This is a genomic window from Pseudomonas sp. W5-01, from assembly GCF_046540435.1.
In the GTDB taxonomy this organism is placed as follows: Bacteria; Pseudomonadota; Gammaproteobacteria; order Pseudomonadales; family Pseudomonadaceae; genus Aquipseudomonas; species Aquipseudomonas graminis_B.
Window position 1 is genome coordinate 205925 of record NZ_JAXCIP010000002.1, and the last position, 21677, is coordinate 227601.

General features: G+C 62.0%; 14 protein-coding genes and 1 other RNA gene. 10 read left to right on the forward strand and 5 right to left on the reverse strand.

Annotation, left to right across the window (positions count from 1 at the left end):
* Positions 1-29: 29 nt before the first annotated feature.
* The 4 genes from guaD to xdhA form a co-directional block, all read right to left on the reverse strand.
* Positions 30-1346, reverse strand: coding sequence for a guanine deaminase (guaD, locus tag SLW75_RS06335; protein ID WP_410933929.1), 1317 nt, complete (start codon positions 1344-1346; stop codon positions 30-32).
* 24 nt (positions 1347-1370) lie between these two features.
* Positions 1371-2210, reverse strand: coding sequence for a xanthine dehydrogenase accessory protein XdhC (gene xdhC / locus SLW75_RS06340; RefSeq protein ID WP_410933930.1), 840 nt, complete (start codon positions 2208-2210; stop codon positions 1371-1373).
* A gap of 163 nt (positions 2211-2373) precedes the next feature.
* Positions 2374-4782: a xanthine dehydrogenase molybdopterin binding subunit gene (xdhB, locus tag SLW75_RS06345; RefSeq protein ID WP_410933931.1), complete on the reverse strand. Its 2409-nt coding sequence runs from the start codon at positions 4780-4782 to the stop codon at positions 2374-2376.
* The gene (gene xdhA / locus SLW75_RS06350) at positions 4775-6244 is read right to left on the reverse strand and encodes a xanthine dehydrogenase small subunit (protein ID WP_410933932.1); all 1470 of its coding nucleotides are present in this window, start codon (positions 6242-6244) and stop codon (positions 4775-4777) included. Before xdhA ends, xdhB begins: the two co-directional genes overlap by 8 nt.
* 318 nt (positions 6245-6562) lie before the next feature.
* Between xdhA and SLW75_RS06355 the strand changes: the two genes are divergently transcribed.
* The 6 genes from SLW75_RS06355 (at position 6563) to SLW75_RS06380 (ending at position 18434) form a co-directional block, all read left to right on the forward strand.
* Positions 6563-7222: a GntR family transcriptional regulator gene (locus SLW75_RS06355; protein ID WP_065988713.1), complete on the forward strand. Its 660-nt coding sequence runs from the start codon at positions 6563-6565 to the stop codon at positions 7220-7222.
* 3 nt (positions 7223-7225) lie between these two features.
* Complete coding sequence (smc, locus tag SLW75_RS06360) at positions 7226-10714, forward strand: chromosome segregation protein SMC (RefSeq protein ID WP_410933933.1); 3489 nt, start codon at positions 7226-7228, stop codon at positions 10712-10714.
* Between the two features lie 274 nt (positions 10715-10988).
* Entirely contained in the window at positions 10989-11837 is an 849-nt protein-coding gene (zipA, locus tag SLW75_RS06365) for a cell division protein ZipA (protein ID WP_065988711.1), read from the forward strand.
* A gap of 74 nt (positions 11838-11911) precedes the next feature.
* The gene (gene ligA / locus SLW75_RS06370) at positions 11912-14260 is read left to right on the forward strand and encodes an NAD-dependent DNA ligase LigA (protein ID WP_410933934.1); all 2349 of its coding nucleotides are present in this window, start codon (positions 11912-11914) and stop codon (positions 14258-14260) included.
* Between the two features lie 1030 nt (positions 14261-15290).
* Positions 15291-16457, forward strand: a complete 1167-nt coding sequence (locus SLW75_RS06375) for a putative zinc-binding metallopeptidase (RefSeq protein WP_065988709.1) — start codon at positions 15291-15293, stop codon at positions 16455-16457.
* A 171-nt stretch (positions 16458-16628) separates the two neighbouring features.
* A complete protein-coding gene (locus SLW75_RS06380; protein ID WP_410933935.1) occupies positions 16629-18434 on the forward strand; it encodes a putative bifunctional diguanylate cyclase/phosphodiesterase in 1806 nt (601 codons plus the stop codon).
* Positions 18435-18438: 4 nt separating this feature from the next.
* On the opposite strand, the gene SLW75_RS06385 is transcribed toward SLW75_RS06380, so the two are convergent.
* On the reverse strand, positions 18439-18933 hold the full coding sequence (locus SLW75_RS06385; protein WP_410933936.1) for a GNAT family N-acetyltransferase: 495 nt from the start codon (positions 18931-18933) through the stop codon (positions 18439-18441).
* Between the two features lie 235 nt (positions 18934-19168).
* On the opposite strand from SLW75_RS06385, the gene ffs reads away from it, so the two are divergent.
* The 4 genes from ffs (at position 19169) to SLW75_RS06405 (ending at position 21670) form a co-directional block, all read left to right on the forward strand.
* An RNA gene (gene ffs / locus SLW75_RS06390) (signal recognition particle sRNA small type) lies at positions 19169-19265 on the forward strand.
* Between the two features lie 336 nt (positions 19266-19601).
* Positions 19602-20273, forward strand: a complete 672-nt coding sequence (locus SLW75_RS06395; protein ID WP_410933937.1) for an HAD-IA family hydrolase — start codon at positions 19602-19604, stop codon at positions 20271-20273.
* A gap of 102 nt (positions 20274-20375) precedes the next feature.
* The gene (gene coaA / locus SLW75_RS06400; protein WP_065988705.1) at positions 20376-21302 is read left to right on the forward strand and encodes a type I pantothenate kinase; all 927 of its coding nucleotides are present in this window, start codon (positions 20376-20378) and stop codon (positions 21300-21302) included.
* Positions 21302-21670: a Rap1a/Tai family immunity protein gene (locus SLW75_RS06405; protein WP_410933938.1), complete on the forward strand. Its 369-nt coding sequence runs from the start codon at positions 21302-21304 to the stop codon at positions 21668-21670. Before coaA ends, SLW75_RS06405 begins: the two co-directional genes overlap by 1 nt.
* The last annotated feature ends 7 nt before the right edge of the window (positions 21671-21677 follow it).

The following is a 21677-nucleotide window of genomic DNA, read 5'->3' on the forward strand; positions in this document are numbered from 1 at the left end:
GCGGCGAACGCAGAGCGTGCAGCAGCGCCTCAACGCTTATGCACCAACCCCCCCGCCGAATACGTTTCGCTCACGGTCCGGTCATCCCCCAGGGTCATCAACACGAACAACCGCTCTTCAATGCTGGTCGCCTGACTCATGCGGTAGGCCAGCAGCGGTGTGGCGTTGAAGTCCAGCACCACGAAGTCTGCTTCGCTGCCCGGCTGCAGATTGCCGATCTTGTCTTCGAGCCGCAGTGCCCGTGCGCCGCCCAGTGTCGCCAGGTACAGCGATTTGAACGGGCTCAGTTTGGCGCCTTGCAGCTGCATGACTTTGTACGCCTCGTTCAACGTGTGCAGCAGCGAAAAGCTCGTCCCGGCGCCGACATCCGTTCCGAGTCCTACATTGACCTTGTGCTTTTCCGCCATCGGCAAGTTGAACAGCCCACTGCCGAGGAACAGGTTGGAGGTCGGGCAGAAGGCAATGGCTGACCCGGTTTCTGCCAGGCGTTCACACTCTTGGTCGCACAGGTGCACGCCATGGGCGAACATCGAGCGCTCTCCGAGCAGGTTGAAATGGTCGTACACGTCCAGGTAGTTCTTGCGCTCCGGGAACAGCGCCTTGACCCACTCGACTTCCTTCAGGTTTTCACTGATGTGGGTCTGCATGTACAGGTCGGGGTATTCGGTCAGCAACTGGCCGGCCAGGGTCAATTGCTCGGGCGTGCTGGTCGGGGCGAAGCGCGGGGTGACGGCGTAATGCAGACGGCCCTTGCCATGCCAGCGCTCGATCAGCGCCTTGCTGTCGACGTAGCTGGATTCAGCGGTGTCCACCAGATAATCCGGCGCGTTGCGGTCCATCATCACCTTGCCGGCAATCAGGCGCAGATTGAGCTTCTCGGCGGCACTGAACAGCGCCTCCACCGACTCCTTGTGACGACTGCCGAACACCAGTGCCGTGGTGGTGCCGTTGCGCAGCAGTTCCTTGAGAAAGATGTCAGCCACCTGGGCCGAATGCTCGGGGTCTTCGAACTGCTTCTCGCAGGGAAACACGTAGGTATTCAGCCAGTCGAGTAACTGCTCGCCGTAGGACCCGACCATGCCGGTCTGCGGCAAATGGATGTGGGTGTCGATGAAACCGGCGGTGATCAGCGCGTCCTGATAGCTGACGATTTCGACGTCGTTGGCGAGGGTCTTCAACAGGTCTTCGGCATTGCCGAGGGCGATGATCTTGCCGTTGTCGACCACCATCAGGCCGTCTTCGAAATATTCGTACGACGCTTCCACCGCTACGTCGGCAGGGTCGGCGATGCTGTGAATGATGGCGGCGCGGTAGGCTTTTTTGGCGGTGCTGATATCTGTGGTCATGTCAGTTGATCGTTCTTCCGGGATTCATTGGGCCTGGCTGCGGCGGGACACCGGCAGCAGCTTGGCGACAGGTTCGGCGGTGGTGCTTTGCTCGCCGAAATGAGCGTTGTAGGTGGCGATCACTTCGCCGGCGATGGACACGGCGATTTCCATGGGCAGCTTGCCTTTGACCTCCGTCAGGCCCATCGGGCACCGCATCCGCTGCAGCACTGCGGGCTCAAAACCACGATCCCGCAGGCGATGCTCGAACTTCACCCGTTTGGTTTTCGAGCCGATCAGGCCGAAATAGCTGAAGTCGCCACGCTTGAGAATCGCAGCGGCGAGTTCCAGGTCCAGCTGATGATTGTGGGTCATGACGATGCAATAGCTGCCAGCGGGGAGGTTATCCACTTCTTCGGTGACGTCCTCGCAGAGGATCTGCGTCAAGCCTTCTGGCAGGTGCGCGGGAAATTCGGCCTCGCGGGAATCGATCCAGCGCACGCGGCAGGGCAGGCTGGCCAGCAGCGGCACCAGCGCCCGACCGACGTGGCCGGCGCCGAAAACGGCAATGTGCGCCTGGGGCTGGCCCATGGGTTCGAACAGCAACACGTTAACGCCGCCGCAGCACTGACCCAGGCTGGCGCCAAGGCTGAAGCGCTCCAGACGGGTTTGTTGGCTACCGCTGGCGAGCATCTCCCGGGCGATTTCCATGGCCTTGTATTCCAGGTGACCGCCGCCGATGGTGTCGAAGATCCGCCCGGCGCTGACGACCATTTTCGAGCCGGCATTGCGCGGCGTCGAGCCCCGCTCCTCGATGATGGTCACCAGCACGCAGGCCTCGCCCTGCTGCTGCAAATCGGCGAGGGCGCTGATCCAGTTATTCATGTGATTTCTCCTGATCGGCGGGTTGGCAGATCAAACATCGTCATTGCCCGTGCTGGCCTCATCGCGAGCAAGCTCACTCCTACAGGCTCGCATTTGGACTGTAGGAACGACCGGGGTGGCGCTCCACCTTGCTCGCGAAGGCGTTGGCTCAAGCCACCACTGTTCAAACTGGCGAACCCGCCAGCTCATGGGCGACACCTTCCGCTTCCGGCGCCGCAGCCCGCAACGCGCGCATCTGCTCACAGCCCCACAACACCCGCTCCGGGGTCGCCGGCGCGTCGATCTTCGGTTGATGCTTGTAATCGCCCAGGCTCGCCACCGCGTCCTTGATCGCGCACCACGCGGCGATGCCCAGCATGAACGGCGGCTCGCCCACGGCTTTGGAATGGAACACCGTGTCTTCGGGGTTCTTGCGGTTTTCCACCAGCTTCACGCGCAGGTCCGCCGGCATGTCGGCCACGGCCGGAATCTTGTAGCCGGCCGGGCCGTTGGTCATCAGTTTGCCCTTGTCGTTCCAGACCAGTTCCTCGGTGGTCAGCCAGCCCATCCCTTGAATGTAGCCGCCCTCGACCTGGCCGATGTCGATGGCCGGATTCAGCGAGGCGCCGACGTCGTGAAGAATGTCCGTGCGCAGCATTTTGTATTCGCCGGTCAGGGTGTCGACCAGCACCTCGGTGCAGGCCGCGCCGAAGGCAAAGTAATAGAAGGGCCGGCCGCGCGCCTGGCTGCGGTCGTAGAAGATCTTCGGCGTCTTGTAATAGCCCGTGCTCGACAGCGACACCTGGCCCATCCACGCCTGCTGGGCGAGGGTGTCGAAGCTGATGACCTGCTCGCCGACGCGCACATGACCGTTGCGAAACTCGACCCGCGACTCATCGCACTGATAGTGCCTGGCTGCGAATTCCACCAGCCGCTGCTTGAGGATTTCCGCAGCGTTCTGCGCCGCCTTGCCGTTCAAGTCAGCGCCGCTGGAGGCGGCCGTCGGCGACGTGTTCGGCACCTTGTCGGTATTCGTCGCGGTGATCTGCACACGGTCGATGTCGACCTGGAACACCTCGGCCACCACCTGCGCCACCTTGACGTTCAGACCCTGGCCCATCTCGGTGCCGCCGTGATTGAGGTGGATGCTGCCGTCGGTGTAAATGTGGATCAGCGCGCCGGCCTGGTTGAGAAAGCTGGCAGTGAAGGAAATGCCGAATTTCACCGGAATCAGGGCCAGGCCTTTCTTCAGAATCGGGCTGTGGGCGTTGTAGGCCGTGATCGCTTTACGTCGCTCGGCGTAGTCACTGCTTTCTTCCAGTTCGGCAGTCATCTCTTCGAGCATGTTGTGCTCGACCGTCTGGTAGTAATGGGTGACGTTGCGCTCGGTCTTGCCGTAATAGTTGGCCTTGCGCACCGCCAGCGGGTCCTTGCCCAGATGCCGGGCGATGACGTCCATGACTTCCTCGATGGCGACCATCCCCTGGGGGCCGCCGAAGCCACGATAAGCGGTATTCGACGCGGTGTTGGTCTTGCAGCGATGGCCGTTGATCGTGGCGTCGCCCAGGTAATACGAATTGTCGGCGTGAAACATCGCGCGGTCGACGATGGACGCCGACAAGTCCGGTGAGTAACCGCAGTTGCCCGCCAGTTCCAGCTGAATCCCGTGCAAGCGTCCGTCGTCGTCGAACCCCACGTCATACTCGACGTAAAACGGGTGCCGCTTACCGGTCATCATCATGTCTTCCACGCGGGGCAGGCGCATCTTGGTCGGCTGACCGGTCAGACGCGCAACCACCGCGCACAGGCACGCGGGGCTCGCGGCCTGGGTTTCCTTGCCGCCGAAGCCGCCGCCCACACGGCGCATGTCGACGACGATCTTGTTCATCGGCACGTCCAGCACTTCGGCGACGAGCTTCTGCACCTCGGTCGGGTTCTGCGTCGAGCAATAGACGATCATGCCGCCGTCTTCCGTGGGCATCACCGACGAAATCTGCGTCTCCAGGTAGAAGTGCTCCTGACCGCCGATGTGCAGCGTGCCCTGAATCCGGTGGGTGGCGGACGCCAGCGCCGTCGCCGAATCACCGCGCTGGTGGGTGTGGCTGTCGAGGACGAAGTGCTTGTTGCGGTAGGCCTGGACGACGTCGAGCACCGGCTCCAAGTCTTCGTATTCGATGATCGCGGCCATGGCCGCCTTGCGTGCGGTTTCCAGATCTCGGGCCGCCACGGCAATCACCGGCTGACCGACGAACTCGACCGTGTCGATGGCCAGCAACGGATCGCCGGGCAGCAGCGGGCCGATGTCCTTGAGGCCCGGAATGTCTTCGTGGGTGATGGCGATGCGCACGCCGTCGAAGGCGTAGCAGGGCGACACGTCGACGCGGACGATGCGCGCGTGGGCACGGTCGGACAGCCGCGCATACACGTGCAGCTGATTGGGGAATTCGAGGCGGTCGTCGATGTAGATCGCTTCGCCGGAGACGTGCTTGTCGGCGCTGTCATGCTTGACGCTGCGGCCCACGCCGGTGGTCAGGTCCTGTTGAAACAGGGCGACCATTTCTTCCTGGGACTTGGCTGAATGATGGTTAGACATAAGCTGTCACCCGCGTCTGGATGTGGGGCGTTTGCACTTCGATGAAGTACTTACGCAGCAGGTTCTGTGCGCTGAGCAGGCGGTATTCCTTGCTCGCGCGGAAATCCGTCAGCGGCGTGAAATCCTCGGCCAGTGCGGCGCAGGCACGCTCGATGGTGGCCGACGTCCACGGCTGGCCGATCAGCGCCTGTTCGCAATGGGCGGCGCGTTTGGGGATCGCCGCCATGCCGCCGAAGGCCGCGCGGGCGTCGACGATGGCACCGTTCTCGACCTGCACGCGGAACGCTGCGCACACCGCCGAGATGTCGTCGTCCAGCCGCTTGGAAACCTTGTACGCGCGAAACGTCTGCCGGGCGTTGGCGCGGGGCACGATGATGCGCTCGATGAACTCGCTTTCCTGACGCACCGTCACCCGGTAATCAATGAAGTAATCCTCCAGCGCCAGGGTGCGGGTCTGCTCGCCTTTGCGCAGCACGATCTTCGCGCCCAGGGCGATGAGCAGGGGCGGCGAGTCGCCAATCGGCGAAGCGTTGCCGATGTTGCCGCCGAGGGTGCCCTGATTGCGGATCTGCAGCGATGCAAAACGGTGCAGCAATTCACCGAAATCCGGGTACTCGCGGCTCAGTGCTTCGTAGCAATCGGTGAGCGCCGTGGCCGCGCCGATCTCGATGCGGTCTTCGAAATGCTCGATCTTCTTCATCGCCGCGACGTTGCCGACGTAGATCATCACCGGCAGCGGGCGATGGAATTGCGTCACTTCGAGGGCCAGATCAGTGCCGCCGGCCAGCAATCGCGCCTGAGGATAGGCGTTGTAGAGATCCGCCAGATCGGCGACGGTCAGCGGTACCAGGCAGCGCTTGTCACCGCTGTTCAGCTCGCCGGTTTGCGTCGGCGCAATGGCCTTGAGGCGGGCGATGGTCTGAGATTTCAGGGCATCGAACTGGTCAGGCTGCGCTTGGCTGCAGCTTTGCTCGGCCGCCGCGAGGATGGGTCGATAGCCGGTGCAACGGCATAGGTTTCCGGCCAAGGCTTCGTGGGCCTGGGCGTGCCTGGTCTCGGAGGAGGCGGATTCGGCGCTGTTCTTTTGCAGCGCGAACAGCGACATGACAAAGCCCGGCGTGCAGAAACCGCACTGGGAACCGTGGCAGTCGACCATCGCCTGCTGGACGCTGTGCAAGCGTCCCTGATGCTTGAGGTCTTCGACGCTGATTAGCTGCTTGCCGTGCAGCGAGGCCACGAAGGTCAGGCAGGAATTGAGGCTGCGATAACTCAGTTGCTCCCGGCCCGCCGCATCGGTGGTCAGCTCGCCCACGACCACGGTGCACGCGCCGCAATCGCCGCTGGCGCAGCCTTCTTTGGTGCCGGACTTGTGCAGATGCTCGCGCAGATAGTTGAGCACCGTCACATTGGGGTCCAGAGCCTGTTCGGTTTTCAGCTCTTGGTTCAGGAGAAACTGGATCACGGGTCGCGCCTCGTTCTTGTCATTTAAAAGCACTGGTCACAGCTGCCGGCGGAGGGGTCATCGAACATGTCGATGAATCTATCAGCTCTGACTATCGGGTCAATTAATTTCTGACTCAAAGGTCAAGAAATTCATTATTTCGAAATATGGCCGATAACTCAGGTGAACATGATGTTTAAAGACTGGGTGCGCGTGAGCAGAACATATCCGTGTTTCTGCTTAATTCGTGCCAGTTTCCACAGTATGGCCCTGCGCCACAGACCTGCAGTGCGATACACTCCGCCGCTTGTTTGCGACCCAAGAAGTTGAAGGTAAGAAATGACGTTCAAGGCACCTGACAGCCTCGCCGAGCAGATCGCTCACCACCTTGCCGAGCGCATCATCCGCGGCGAGCTCAAGCCAGGGGAGCGGATTCAGGAGCAGAAGGTCACGGCCGCGCTGAACGTGAGCCGGGGCTCGGTGCGCGAGGCCTTGTTGATCCTCGAGCGCCGCCACCTGATCGTGATCCTGCCCCGTCGTGGCGCGCAGGTGTCGGTCCTGACCCCGCACAACATCACCAGCCTCTGCGCCTTGATGAGCGAGATGTACATCCTGCTCGGTCTGGCCGTGGCGCGCAGCTGGAAGGAGCCGGTCGATCTGGCGCCGTTCCAGCAGATTCAGCAGCGGCTCATGGCCAGTTGCGAGCGCCAGGACGTGAAAGGCTTCGTCGAAGAGAGCTTCAACGTGATGCGCGCGGCCTATCCGTTCGCCAACAACCCGTACCTGGAAGAGACCGTCGAGAACCTGCAGCCCTCCATGAGCCGCTTCTATTTCCTCGCCCTGGATCAACGCGAGGCGGAAATGAGCGAATACCTGACCCTGTTCGGCCAGTTGCTCGAAGCAGTGGTGGCGCGGGATCTGGCGCGCATCCGCGACGTGCTGACCTGCTACGCCGAGCGCAGCTGCCAATCGGTTTTGTCTGCCCTGGCGGCCAGCTGATTCATGCGCCTCAAGTGCATCAGGCTGGCCGGGTTCAAATCGTTCGTCGACCCGACGACGGTGAACTTCCCCAGCAACATGGCGGCCGTGGTCGGCCCCAATGGATGCGGCAAATCCAACGTCATCGACGCGGTGCGCTGGGTCATGGGCGAAAGCTCGGCCAAGAACCTGCGCGGCGAGTCGATGACCGATGTCATCTTTAACGGCTCCACCAGCCGCAAGCCGGTGAGTCAGGCGAGCATCGAGCTGGTTTTCGATAACTCCGACGGCACCCTGGTCGGCGAATACGCCAGCTACGCGGAAATCTCCATTCGCCGCAAAGTCACCCGCGACAGCCAGAACAGCTATTACCTCAACGGCACCAAATGCCGTCGCCGCGACATCACCGACATCTTCCTCGGTACCGGCCTGGGTCCGCGTAGCTACTCGATCATCGAGCAGGGCATGATCTCCAAGCTGATCGAAGCCAAGCCCGAAGACCTGCGCAATTTCATCGAAGAAGCTGCCGGCATCTCCAAGTACAAGGAGCGCCGCCGCGACACCGAAAACCGCATTCGCCGCACCCACGAAAACCTCGCGCGCCTGACCGATTTGCGCGAAGAACTGGGTCGGCAGCTGGAGCGCCTGCAGCGTCAGGCCCAGGCGGCCGAGAAGTATCAGGAATACAAGGCCGAAGAGCGTCAGCTCAAGGCGCAACTGTCGGCTTTGCGCTGGCAGGCGCTGAATGAGCAAGTGGCCCAGCGCGAATCGGTGATCGGCAATCAGGAGGTCGGCTTCGAGTCATTGGTCGCCGACCAGCGCAGCGCCGACGCGGCCATCGAGCGCCTGCGCGATGGCCATCACGACCTGTCCGAGCGATTCAACCTCGTGCAGGGGCGCTTCTATTCCGTGGGCGGCGACATCGCCCGGGTCGAGCAGAGCATCCAGCACGGTCAGCAACGCTTGCGTCAGTTGCAGGACGACCTGCGCGAAGCCGAGCGCGCGCGCCTGGAAACCGAATCCCACCTGGGCCACGACCGCACACTGCTGGCGACCCTTGGCGAAGAGCTGGAAATGCTCGAGCCGGAGCAGGAAATCACCCTCGCCGCCGCCGAAGAATCCGCCGCCGCGCTGGAAGACGCCGAGACCGCCATGCAAGGCTGGCAGGAGCAGTGGGACGCTTTCAACCTCACGTCCGCCGAACCCCGGCGCCAGGCGGAAGTGCAGCAGTCGCGCATTCAGCAGCTGGAAACCAGCCTGGAGCGCCTGGCCGAGCGTCAGCGGCGTTTGGGTGAAGAGCGCCAATTGCTCGCGGCTGACCCCGAAGACGCCGCGATTCTCGAACTCAGCGAAGACCTCGCCGCGCGGGAAATGGCTTTCGAAGAACTGACCGCTGAAGAAGAACACCTGATCGAGCGCCTTGAGCAACTGCGCGTCGATCTGCAACAGGCCACCCAGGCGCAGCAACAGGCCCAGGGCGATCTGCAACGCTTGAACGGTCGCCTCGCTTCGCTGGAAGCCTTGCAACAGGCGGCACTCGATCCCGGCACCGGTACCGCCGAATGGCTGCGCGATCATCAACTCAGTGAGCGTCCGCGTCTGGCCGAGGGGCTGCGGGTCGAGGCGGGCTGGGAAATGGCCGTGGAAACCGTGCTGGGCGCCGACCTGAATGCGGTGCTGGTGGATGATTTCGCCGGTCTCGATCTGGCCGGATTCAGTCAGGGCGACCTGCGCCTGGTGAATCCCGGCGCTGATGTCACCCGGATCCCTGGTAGTTTGCTGGACAAAGTCGATACACAGGTCGATCTGACCCACTGGCTGGGCCAGGTCAAACCCGTGGAAACCCTCGACGATGCCCTGGCGCTTCGCGGGCAACTGGGCGCCGGTGAGAGCCTGATCAGCCGCGACGGCTATTGGGTCGGCCGGGATTTTCTCCGTGTGCGCCGTGCCAGCGAGGCCGAAAGCGGCGTGCTGGCGCGGGGGCAGGAATTGGAGCGCCTTGAAGCCGAGCGCGACGAACGTGAGGCGAGCCTGGCTGCGCTGGAAGAACAATTGCTAACTCAGCGCGAGCAGCAACGCACCCAGGAAGACAACCGCGAGCAATTGCGCCGCCGTTTGCAGGACGAAGCCCGTCAGCAGAGTGAGCTCAAGGCGCAGTTGTCCGCTGCCAAAGCCAAGGTCGAGCAACTGACCCTGCGCCGCACGCGGCTCGATGAAGAATTGACCGAGCTCGCTGAACAGCGGGCCATGGAGCAGGAAACCCTCGGCGAATCCCGTCTGCAACTGCAGGACGCCCTCGACAGCATGGCGCTGGACACCGAACAGCGCGAGCTGCTACTGGCCCAGCGCGACAGCCTGCGCGAGCGCCTGGACCGGGTGCGTCAGGAAGCCCGGCAGCATAAGGATCACGCCAACCAGTTGGCCGTGCGCCTGGGTTCGCTGCGCGCGCAGCATGATTCCACCCGTCAGGCCCTGGAACGGCTGGAGATGCAGTCCGAGCGCCTGACCGAGAAGCGCGAGCAATTGAGCCTGAATCTGGAGGAGGGCGCCGCGCCGCTGGAAGAGTTGCGCATGAAGCTCGAAGAGCTGCTGGAAAAGCGCATGGTGGTCGACGAGGAGATGCGCACCGCCAAGAACGCCCTGGAAGACGCCGACCGCGAACTGCGGGAAGCCGAGAAACGTCGCAACCAGGCCGAGCAGCAATCGGCGCTGTTGCGTGGGCAATTGGAGCAGCAGCGCCTGGAATGGCAGACCCTGACCGTAAGGCGCAAGGCGCTTCAGGAGCAACTGCACGAAGACGGCTACGACCTGGATGGCGTGCTGGCGACCCTGACCGCCGACGCCAACGAGAAGGCCGCCGAAGAAGAGCTGGAACGCATCGCCGCGCGGATTCAGCGTCTGGGCGCGATCAACCTTGCTGCCATCGACGAGTATCAGCAGCAGTCCGAACGCAAACGCTATCTGGACGCCCAGGACGCCGATCTGGTCGAAGCGCTGGACACGCTGGAAAGCGTGATCCGCAAAATCGACAAGGAAACGCGGAACCGCTTCAAAGAGACCTTTGATCAGATAAACAGCGGAATTCAGGCACTTTTTCCAAAAGTTTTCGGTGGCGGCAGCGCTTACTTGGAACTGACGGGCGAAGATTTACTCGATACAGGGGTGACGATCATGGCGCGTCCTCCCGGCAAGAAAAACAGCACGATCCATTTGCTGTCCGGGGGTGAGAAAGCCCTGACCGCGCTGGCGCTGGTTTTTGCCATCTTCAAACTCAACCCGGCGCCGTTCTGCATGCTCGACGAAGTCGATGCGCCGCTGGACGACGCCAACGTGGGGCGCTACGCCCGGTTGGTCAAAGAGATGTCGCAGACGGTGCAGTTCATCTACATCACCCACAACAAGATCGCCATGGAAATGGCTGACCAGTTGATGGGCGTCACCATGCACGAACCGGGTTGTTCAAGGCTGGTGGCGGTGGACGTAGAGGAGGCGATGGCGCTGGTGGAGTCATAGCAGGATGCGCAGTTGATCGCGTGGCGATCATGCAGATTTGCAGGGAAAAGTGGCGCACGGACGTCCAGTACAGGAACCACCGCCGCAGCGTGACAGATGCTTGTGACCTGCCAGATGTAACAGACGGTGTAAAGTTGCCTTTGGTCGTGCTAGCTTAATGTCCACTTTTCCATTTCGCGTGGGTAAAAGGCCATTCAGAACATAGAGTTGGCTCCACGTTTTAAAGGGGTTTGCGCCCTTAATTTTCAGAATTTCATTAGAGGCACGGGACTACATGGAAATCGGTCTGCGAGAGTGGCTGATCGTCATCGGCATTATTGTCATTGCCGGTATTCTGTTTGACGGCTGGCGCCGTATGCGCGGCGGCAAGGGCAAATTGAAATTCAGGCTGGACCGCAACTTATCCAACCTGCCGGACGACGACGAACCAACGTCCGCCGAAGTGCTGGGCCCTGCGCGCGTCCTCGACACCCATAAAGAACCGAAACTCGACGAGCATGACCTGCCGACGATGAGTGCAGCGCCCCGGGAGCGCGCCGAACGTGAACCGCGACGGGGCAAGCGCAAGGACGAGCCGCATCAGGGCGACCTTAACCTGAGCGCCGGTCCTGACCTGTTCAGTGCCCGCGACGACGACTTCCCGGACGACAAGCCGAACCAGCGCATCACCGAAGACAAGGACCTGCCACCGGTGGAAGAAGTGCTGGTGATCAGCGTGATCTCCCGGGACGAAAGCGGCTTCAAAGGTCCGGCGCTGTTGCAGAACATTCTGGAAAGCGGCCTGCGCTTTGGCGAAATGGACATTTTCCACCGTCACGAAAGCATGGCCGGCAACGGCGAAGTGCTGTTCTCGATGGCCAATGCGGTCAAGCCGGGCGTGTTCGATCTGGACGATATCGACCACTTCAGCACCCGCGCCGTCAGCTTCTTCCTGGGTCTGCCAGGGCCGCGTCATCCGAAGCAGGCGTTTGATGTCATGGTCGCCGCCGCTCGCAAGCTGGCCCACGAGCTCAACGGTGAATTGAAAGATGACCAGCGCAGCGTCATGACCGCGCAGACCATCGAGCATTACCGTCAGCGCATCGTCGAGTTCGAACGTCGCGCCCTGACCCAGCGCCGTTGATTGGCGCTCCCACAGATTCAAGCATCACCAATTGAGCAGCTTCGGCTGCTCTTTTGCATTTCGAGATCACACCTATGAAAGCCGCCGAAACCCGCATCCTTGAACTGCGCGCTGAGCTGGATCAGCACAATTACCGCTATCACGTGCTCGACGAGCCAAGCATCCCGGACGTCGAGTACGACCGGCTGTTCCACGAGCTGAAGGCGCTGGAGGCGGAGAACCCGCATCTGGTGACCCCTGACTCGCCGACCCAGCGGGTGGGCAGTGCGGCACTGTCGGCGTTCACCCAGGTGCGCCACGAAATCCCCATGCTGAGCCTCGGCAACGCCTTCGAAGAAACCGACATGCTCGAGTTCGATCGTCGGGTCAACGAAGGGCTGGACCTGCCGGCTGCTTCGAAGAAGGTGGAATACAGCTGCGAGCCGAAACTCGACGGCCTGGCGGTCAGCCTGCTGTACCAGAACGGCGCGCTGGTGCGTGGTGCCACCCGCGGCGACGGCACCACCGGCGAAGACATCAGCGTCAACGTGCGCACCGTGCGCAATATCCCGCTGAAGCTGCACGGCAAGGGCTGGCCGGACATCCTCGAAGTGCGCGGCGAAGTCTTCATGTCCAAGGCCGGCTTCGAGCGTCTGAACGCCAGTCAGCTTGAAGTGGGTGGCAAGACCTTCGCCAACCCGCGCAACGCGGCGGCCGGCAGCCTGCGCCAGCTGGATTCGAAAATCACCGCCAACCGCCCGCTGGAATTTTGCTGCTACGGCATCGGCCAGGTGTCCCACGACATCGCCGACACCCACACCGGCAACCTCCAGCAACTGAAAGAGTGGGGCATGCCGATCAGCCGCGAGATGAAAATTGCCCACGGCATTGAAGACTGCCTGACGTACTACCACGACATCGGCGAGAAACGTCTCACGCTCCCGTACGAAATCGACGGCGTGGTGTTCAAGGTGAACAGCGTTGCCGCCCAGCGCGAGCTGGGTTTCCGCGCCCGTGAACCACGCTGGGCCATCGCTCACAAATTCCCGGCCATGGAAGAACTCACCGAGCTGCTCGACGTGGAATTCCAGGTCGGCCGCACCGGCGCCGTCACGCCGGTCGCCCGTTTGAAACCGGTAAAAGTCGCCGGGGTGACCGTCGCCAACGCCACGCTGCACAACATGGACGAAGTGGCCCGCCTGGGCCTGATGATTGGCGACACGGTGATCATCCGCCGAGCCGGCGACGTGATTCCGCAAGTGGTGCAAGTCGTGCAGGAGCGCCGCCCGAAGGACGCGCGCGCCGTCGAGATCCCGCAGACCTGCCCGGTGTGTGGCTCCCAGGTCGAGCGCACGCAACTGATCAAGCGCAGCAAGGGCAAGGAAACCATCAGCGAAGGCGCGGTTTACCGTTGCGTCGGCCGTCTGGCCTGTGGCGCGCAGCTCAAGCAGGCGATCATCCATTACGTGTCCCGTCGGGCGATGGACATCGAGGGCCTGGGTGATAAGACCATCGAGCAATTGGTGGACGAGAAACTGATCGGTTCGCCCGCTGACCTGTACAAACTTAAGTACGAGCAGATCATCGATCTGGAAGGTTTTGCCGAGATCTCCAGCAAGAAGCTGCTCAAGGCCATCGATGACAGCAAGCAGCCGACGCTGGCGCGCTTCATCTATGCGCTGGGCATTCCGGACGTGGGTGAGGAGACGGCCAAGGTGCTGGCGCGCTCGTTGGGTTCGCTGGATCGGGTGATTGTGGCGCTGCCGGAGGTGCTGACGTATCTGCCGGACGTGGGCCTGGAAGTCGCCCATGAGATCCACAGTTTTTTCGAAGACGAGCACAACCAGAACGTGATCGGGGCCTTGCTCGGCGAATGCCAGATGGAGCTTCAGGACACGGGCGACTTGGGCGCTGAGTTCGCAGCCAGTGCGACCTTGGGCGGGATGCTGGACAAGCTGAATATTCCGTCGGTAGGGCCGGGTGCGGCGCAGAAACTGGCGGACAAGTTCGGCACCCTTGAGGCGGTGGTTTCGGCAGACTGGCTGGATATGCGGCAGACACTGCCGGAGAAGCAGGCGCAGGCGGTGCGGGCGTTTTTCGATGTCCCGGAGCATGCGCAGCGGGCGTTGGCGATCGAGCAGCAGCTGAAGGATTTCGGCATGCACTGGCAGAGCGAGAAAAAGGTGGTGGAGGGTTTGCCGCTGGCCGGGCAGACGTGGGTCTTGACCGGTTCGCTGGAGTTGATGAGCCGGGATGTGGCGAAGGAGAAGCTGGAGGGGCTGGGGGCGAAGGTGTCCGGTTCTGTCTCGGCGAAGACCCACACGGTGGTGGCCGGGCCGGGGGCGGGGTCGAAGTTGACCAAGGCCAACGAGCTGGGGCTGAAGGTGCTCGACGAAGAGGCGTTTGTGGGGTTTCTGAAGCAACAAGGCGTTGAGGTCGGCTAGATCAATATCGAGATCAAGGTCCTTAAGATCAAGAGCGTCTGCCTGGGGGCAGACTGTTTCGCCTTCGGCGAGTTACTTGATAAAGCCCCAAGTAACCAAGGGCTTGTGCTCCTGGTTGGGCCCCTCCTGCGTCGGGGTTCCTTCACTCCGGTCTCGCTCCGTGGGCCCGCGCCGAACGGACATCCATGTCCTGACGGCGCTCTCGCCGCATCCATGCGGCTCGGCCCACTCCGCGAGACCTGCGTTCAGCCTGCACCCAAGTCGCGTTCTGCGGTGTTTGGGCTTTTTGTGTAGGAAGATCAAAAGCAGATCAAAAGCTTCCCGGCTAAAGCCGGTCCTACGGTCGAGGTCTGCCGCGACTCTCGCAGAATGCACGCGCTGCCGTTAGTGGGACCGGCTTTAGCCGGGAAGGGGGCAGTTCAGTCACCATCAATTTCGCAGTTCGGCAACTGATCGTTCCCAGGCTCCGCGTGGGCATGCATCCCAAGACGCTCCGCGTCATGCAGGGACGCGGAGCGTCCGAGGTGGCGTTACCACGCGGAGCGTGGGAACGATCAACGATCAGCAGAAACAACGCGCACCCGTAGGACCGGCTTCAGCCGGGAAGCCTTTGATCTGCACTTGATCTTGATCTTCATACACAGCCAGCCCAGACACCGCCAATCGCGACTTGGGTGCAGGCCGAACGCAGACGACGCGGAGTGGGCCGAGCGGCATGGATGCCGCGAGAGCGCCGTCAGGACATGGATGTCCGTTCGGCGCGGGCCCACGGAGCGTCGTCGGAGTGAGGGAACCCTGAGGAACGAAGGGCCAAACCAGGAGCAGGCACCCTTGGTTACTTGGGGATGGTGCGACTTTCGACTTTTCCAAGTAACTCGCCGAAGGCGAAATGTCCGCCGTTAGGCGGGCCACGGATCTGAACTTGGATAAAGGAGTATCGACGACGGCGCGCTTAAAAGAGTAAGAAAATCCCACGGAACCCCCGCCACCCTTGACGATCTAGTGCTTGCAGCCCCATCAGGATATCGCCATGTTCCAGTTCTTCGAGCAACTCAGCACACGGATCGCGGCGCCGTTCGCCGGTGAGAACAAACGCAACAGCAAAGTCTGGCAATGCCATTGCGGACAGTCGGTGTTTTTCCGCAACAGCCAGTGCCTGGCCTGCTCCGCAGCGTTGGGGTATCTCCCCGAGCAGAGCAAGATTGCCGCGCTGGAACCGGGCCCTGAGGCGCAGACCTGGCGTCTCACCGACGAGCCCCAGGCCGGGCTCTACCGCCGTTGCGCCAACCTCGACACAGCAGCCGCCTGCAATTGGGTGTTTCCGGCGCTGAACGCCGGCGACTTTTGCATCGCTTGCAGCCTCAACAAGACCATCCCCGACCTGTCCGTGCCGGAAAACCCTGAGCGCTGGGGCAAGATCGAGACCGCCAAGCGCCGGCTGGTTGCACAGTTGATCACCCTCGGCCTTCACGTCGTCCCCAAAAGCGTCGACGAAGAACGCGGTCTGGCCTTCGAATTCCTCGGCGTCGACCTGGAAGGCAACCTGCCCACCACCGGCCACGCCAGTGGCTTGATCACCCTCAACGTCGAAGAAGCCGACGACGCCATTCGTGAGAAGGTTCGCGTGCAGATGCACGAACCCTACCGCACGCTACTCGGGCATTTCCGTCACGAAGTGGGGCATTACTACTGGGACCGCCTGATCGCCGACACCTACTGGCAGGACGGTTTCCGCAACCTGTTCGGCGATGACCGCGCCAGCTACGCCGACGCCCTTGACCATCACTACCAGCATGGCGCGCCGGCCGACTGGCAGCAGAGCTTCGTCAGCGCCTACGCGACCATGCACCCGTGGGAAGACTGGGCCGAAACCTGGGCGCATTACCTGCACATGATGGACGCCGTCGACACCGCGCTGAGCCTGGGCATGAGCGCCCGTGACATGGACCTCGACTACCAGCCGTTCCCGCTGGAAACCCTGTACGACCCTCAGCATCCGGGCGGTCCGGCGTTTCTCTCGTTCGTCAATGCGTGGATCGAGCTGGCGGGCATGCTCAACGAATTGTCCCGCGCCATGGGTCAGGCGGATTTCTATCCGTTCGTGTTGCCTCCGGCGGTCATCACCAAGCTGCATTTCATCCATCTGGTCATACAGGGTGCTGGCGGCAAGGCTGATGAGGTGCTGCAGGTGCAGTGATTCACTCAGGTGAGTGAGGGCTAAAAAGCACGGGTACGAAGCGGTGAAAGGACTTCGCCGCTTGTCCGCGATGCCTGCAACGGGGAAAAAGGGGTGCTATTTTCCCTGTACATATCGTTTTGACACTACTGGCAAGGCGATTGGCAAAGCGGTCTTAAAGGGACTTCAGTTATGGCCACTGGTGCTCCATTTCCCCAAAACGAGCGTTCCCGGATTTCGCGCATCACCCACATGGGTTTAATCGATGCGACAGCGGACGACGTGCTCGACCACATCATTTTGATGGTGACCCACTATTTCGAGGTCCCCATTGCCCTTGTTTCCATCGTCAGCGAGCACCGCCAATGGTTCCGCGCACGGGCAGGCCTGGACGAGCGCGAGACGCCCCGCGAGATCGCCTTCTGCGCATACACCATCCTCAGCCCCGAAATCTTTCAGGTCCCTGACGCGATGCTCGATCCGCGCTTCAGCGACAATCCGCTGGTGACTGGCGAGCCTCACATCCGCTTCTACGCCGGCGTGCCGCTGGTGACCGCCGACGGCCTGGCCCTGGGCACGCTGTGCATCATCGACAGTACGCCTCGGCCGCCACTCGACCCGCGCGACGTGGCAATGCTGGAGATGTATGGCCAGTTGGTCATGAAGCGGCTCAACAACCTGCGCCATGCCAGCTACGTCGATCAGCCCACCGGTCTGTTCAACCGTCTGCGCCTGCAAGAAGACCTCGCCGCCCTGGCGGATCGGCGCAAATATGCGCTGGTTGCGCTGGACATGGTCGCGCCAGCGTTTCTCGACAGCATCGTCAAAGCGCTGGGCTACAGCTTCGCCCAGGAACTGGTGCGCTGCATGATCGAAAACTGCCGCAGCCAGCTGCCTGCCGACACCGCGTTGTACAAGGTCAGCCCCACGCGCATCGCGCTGATCGCCCGCAACGCCCGGCCGGAGCAGGCCGAGCTGCTGTTTCGGCAGTTGCTCGAGCATTTTCGGCGGCCGCTGATCTGTCGCAACATCCCCATTCAAATGGACGTCGGCATCGGCGTGCTGCCGTTGGGCCTGGACCGCTGTGATGAGCACGACTGGATTCGGCTGGTGGTCAGCGCGGCGGACGAAGCCCGCGGCAAGTCGACGGGCTGGCGCTGGTACGAGCCGCACCTAGACTTCGCCCAGCAACGGGCCTTTCTGCTGCTGGCGGCGTTGGCCGAAGCCGTGCGCTGCCCGGACCAACTGTCGCTGGTGTATCAGCCAAGGCTTGAAGTGGCCACCGGCCGTATCGTGACCGTCGAAGCGCTGTTGCGCTGGCAGCACCCGGTGCTGGGCCCGATCAGCCCGGCGGAATTCATCCCGTTGGCGGAAAAGACCGCCCTGATTCGCTCGCTCAGCCTTTGGGTGTTGAGAAAGGCCGTTGCCCAGGCGGCGCTCTGGCAGGCGCAGGGCTATGCCTTCAAAGTGGCGATGAACGTGTCGGCAATCGATCTGGCCAACGCGTCATTCAGCGATGCGCTGTTCGAGCAATTGACGGTCAGCGGTCTCGACCCGAGTGGCTTCGAGCTCGAATTCACCGAAAGCGCCCTGTGCGACAACCCCGAAGTCACCCGGCTGCAGCTGGAGCGCTTGCGCGCATTGAACATCGACATCGCCATCGATGACTTCGGCACCGGCTACAGCAACTGGACCTACCTGCGGCAATTGCCCGCCACCACGGTCAAGCTGGACAAATCGCTGGTGGAAAACATCGACAGCAATGAAAAGGATCGCGGCCTGGTGGAAGCCATCGTTGATCTGGCGATGCGCCTGGGCTATCGCGTCGTTGCAGAAGGCGCCGAAACCGAAGGCGTCTACGAAATTCTCTGCGAGCTGGGTTGCCACGAAGTGCAGGGCTTCCTGGTCGCGCGGCCCATGACCGTCACCGCGCTCGAGCACTGGATGAACGTCGAGTGCTGCAGCAAAGTCTGGCAGTTGCGATCACTGGCCCATTGAGTGATTACAGTGCGAGCAGCATCAGCCGCTCAACGCTGACGTGGTCCGGATCGCGCTCGGGCAACGCCTGCCAGCCCAGCGCCAGGTACAACTGGCGCGCCGGGTGATTGCCGGCCTCCACCGCCAGCATCAACTGTGCAGTGTCTGGCCATAAATCCCGCGCCAACGCCGGCAGGGCCCTAAGGCATTGCTTGCCAAGACCACGGCCTTGAAAGCGTTTATCGACCATCAACGCGTGCAGCGTGGTGGTCACCTTCGCGTGTTCACGTGCCCACTCCGGCAACAGCGACCTGCGCTTGAGCACGAAAAAGCCCCGGGGGATGTCGTTCACCAGCAGTACGAAGCCCTGCCGGTCGGCGACGGGACGTGCGGTCAGCGTGTGCAGACCGCCATGAATGTCGCCGACGTGGCGGATCTGCGCGGGGAGCAGCTCGATCTCCAGCAACTGGCGCTGTTGAATGGGGGAGAGGGATTCATGGCGGGTGAGCGCGAAATGCATCGGTGGTTCCTGGGTCTTGCGCCCTGGCGGTGCCGGGCAGGGGCCAGCCACTTGCGTGTGGGAGGTGAAAAGGCAGGCGCCATTGTGCCGCATTCAGCGCCTTAGCCGCTGCATCGCGCAGGCGGCGAGGGGCTCACGGCACTCAAAATCTTAATCTGAAACAAGAGGTTGTAACTTCTCGCGAGACCGGTACAATGGCGCGGCTCGCCACTGGCGAGCGTCGTTATGGTGACCCCATCGGTCCCCCCGCAACGATTACCCGTGAACCTGGTCAGAGCCGGAAGGCAGCAGCCACAGCGGGAACATTGTGTGCCGGGGTGTGGCTGGTGGGGTTGCCTCCATAACGCACTCTCGTCGCCATGACGAGTATTGATCATCCGCATCCCTGGCGGCCTCGATCCCTTCCACTCTCTCAAATTTTTCATCCCTGTCTTGTTGGCAAATGGCTGCGTGTCTCAACGTTGTTATCTCTGATCGCTTGGCTCGTCGGAACCCGACCTTGAGCGAATGATCCTTAACCAACGCTGAACCATAGTGTTAGGCCACATGCGGTTCATCGCCGTATGCGCCGCCTAGAATGGAGTCCATCGCGAAGAAACCCACAGGCCCATCACGCTGACTGGCCGGGCATCCTCCGCACGCCACCCCTCCGCTCAGGAATAATAATAATGACAACCGACACCCCATCACCCCTGCGTCCAACACCCCCCATCCAACTCGTACTTTTCGACCTGCTCACCGCCTTGCTGGACTCCTGGACCCTGTGGAATTCAGTCGCCGGCTACGAGGAGCTGGGCCGGACCTGGCGCATGGCCTACCTGAAGGCGACCTACGGCTGCGGCCGCTATCGCCCCTATGACACGCTGGTCGAGGAGGCGGCGATGGAAGTCGGCTTGGGTAAGCATGCCGCCGCAGAGCTCGATCGGCGCTTCGGGGAGTTGCAGCCCTGGCCGGAAGCCCAGTCGGTCCTCGAATCCCTGAAGCCTCATTACAAGCTGGGTATCGTCACCAACTGTTCGGAGCGCCTGGGCCGGATCGCGGCGGAGGTGCTGGGTATCCCGTTCGACGTGGTCATTACCTCTGAGAAAGCCGGCTTTTATAAGCCCGACCCCGCGCCTTATCGGCTGGCGCTGGACACCGTGGGTGTCGATGCCAGCCATGCCGTGTTCGTCGCGGGTTCGGGGTACGATCTGTTCGGCACGGCCAAGGTGGGACTGCCGACGATTTGGCATAACCGCCTTGGCCTGTCTGCGCCCGAAGGTGCGCCGGCGCCTCTGATCATGCGGCCGACGCTGGAAACCCTGGCTGCGGATCTGTCAGAGATGCCGTCAGCGAGGTAAGCCAGTCGCCCCGGCAGCTTCAAATAAATCTGCCCTCCATTTGGACCAATACGATAGTCTTCGCACCATTGTTGATACGGACACCTGACTGGAACGCGATTGATGGCCCCTGATGACTATCTGGTAATGAGCAGCGCGGAGTGGGCGGGGCTGCGCGCCAGTACGCCATTGACGTTGTCCGAAGAGGACCTCGCCGCATTGCGGGGCGTGAACGAGGACATCTCGCTGGAGGATGTTGCCAACATCTACCTGCCGTTGTCGCGCCTGATCAACCTGCACGTCAGCGCCGCGCGCAATCTCGACAGCATCAAGGACACCTTTCTCGGACGCCCTGCCAAGCGACAGACCTATGTCGTCGCGGTGGCAGGCAGCGTCGCGGTCGGCAAGAGCACCTTCGCCCGGGTGCTGCAGGCGCTGATGGCGCGCTGGCCGGATCATCCCCGGGTCGATCTGATCACCACCGACGGCTTTTTGCACCCCAATGCCCGGCTTGTCGCCGACGGCATCATGCACCGCAAGGGCTTTCCGGAAAGCTACGATCGCAAGCGCATGGTCAAGTTTCTCTCTGACCTGAAGGCCGGCACGCCGGAAATCACCGCCCCGGTCTATTCCCACATCAGCTATGACATCGTCCCGGACCAGTTCTTCAAGGTCAGCCAGCCCGACATCCTGATTTTCGAAGGGTTGAACGTGTTGCAGACCGCGGGCAATGACGGGCAGAAACCCGGCAGCATCGTCTCGGACTTCTTTGACTTTTCAATCTATCTGGACGCCGAAGAGGGTGACATCGAGCGCTGGTACGTCGAGCGCTTTCTGATGCTGCAACGCACCGCGTTTCGCGCGCGAGGCGCCTACTTCCGCGAACTGGCCGATCTGCCGCCGGAGAAATCCCCGGACGCGGCGCGCAAAATCTGGCACGACATCAACCGGCCCAATCTGCTGGAAAACATCCTGCCGACCCGTGAGCGCGCCAGTCTCGTGGTGCGTAAGGCGTCGGACCATTCGGTGAAGGAATTGTGGCTACGCTGATGGGTAAATCAATCGCGGGCGTGTCGGCGTTATTCGCGCTCTGCGTGAGCGCTGGCGCTCTGGCGGACGGCAACAAGTTGCTGCTCGAATGCCAGGACGGGATCAACAGCATGAGCGGCGGCGTGGCGCAGAACGGCGTGGGCGTCGGGCATTGTGTCGGGGTGCTGCAAGCGACGATGGACACTCTGGATCTGTTCCACGAGGCGGGCGGATTGCCCCGGCTGGTGTGCGTGCCCGAAGGTGGCATTCCGATGATCCAGTCGATGCGCATTATTGTGCAGTCCTTGCAGGCCCATTCCGAGAGCTTGCATTTGAATGAATCAGTGTTGGTCGTCGCGGCGTTGAAAAACGCGTTTCCCTGCCAGTAACCCTCGA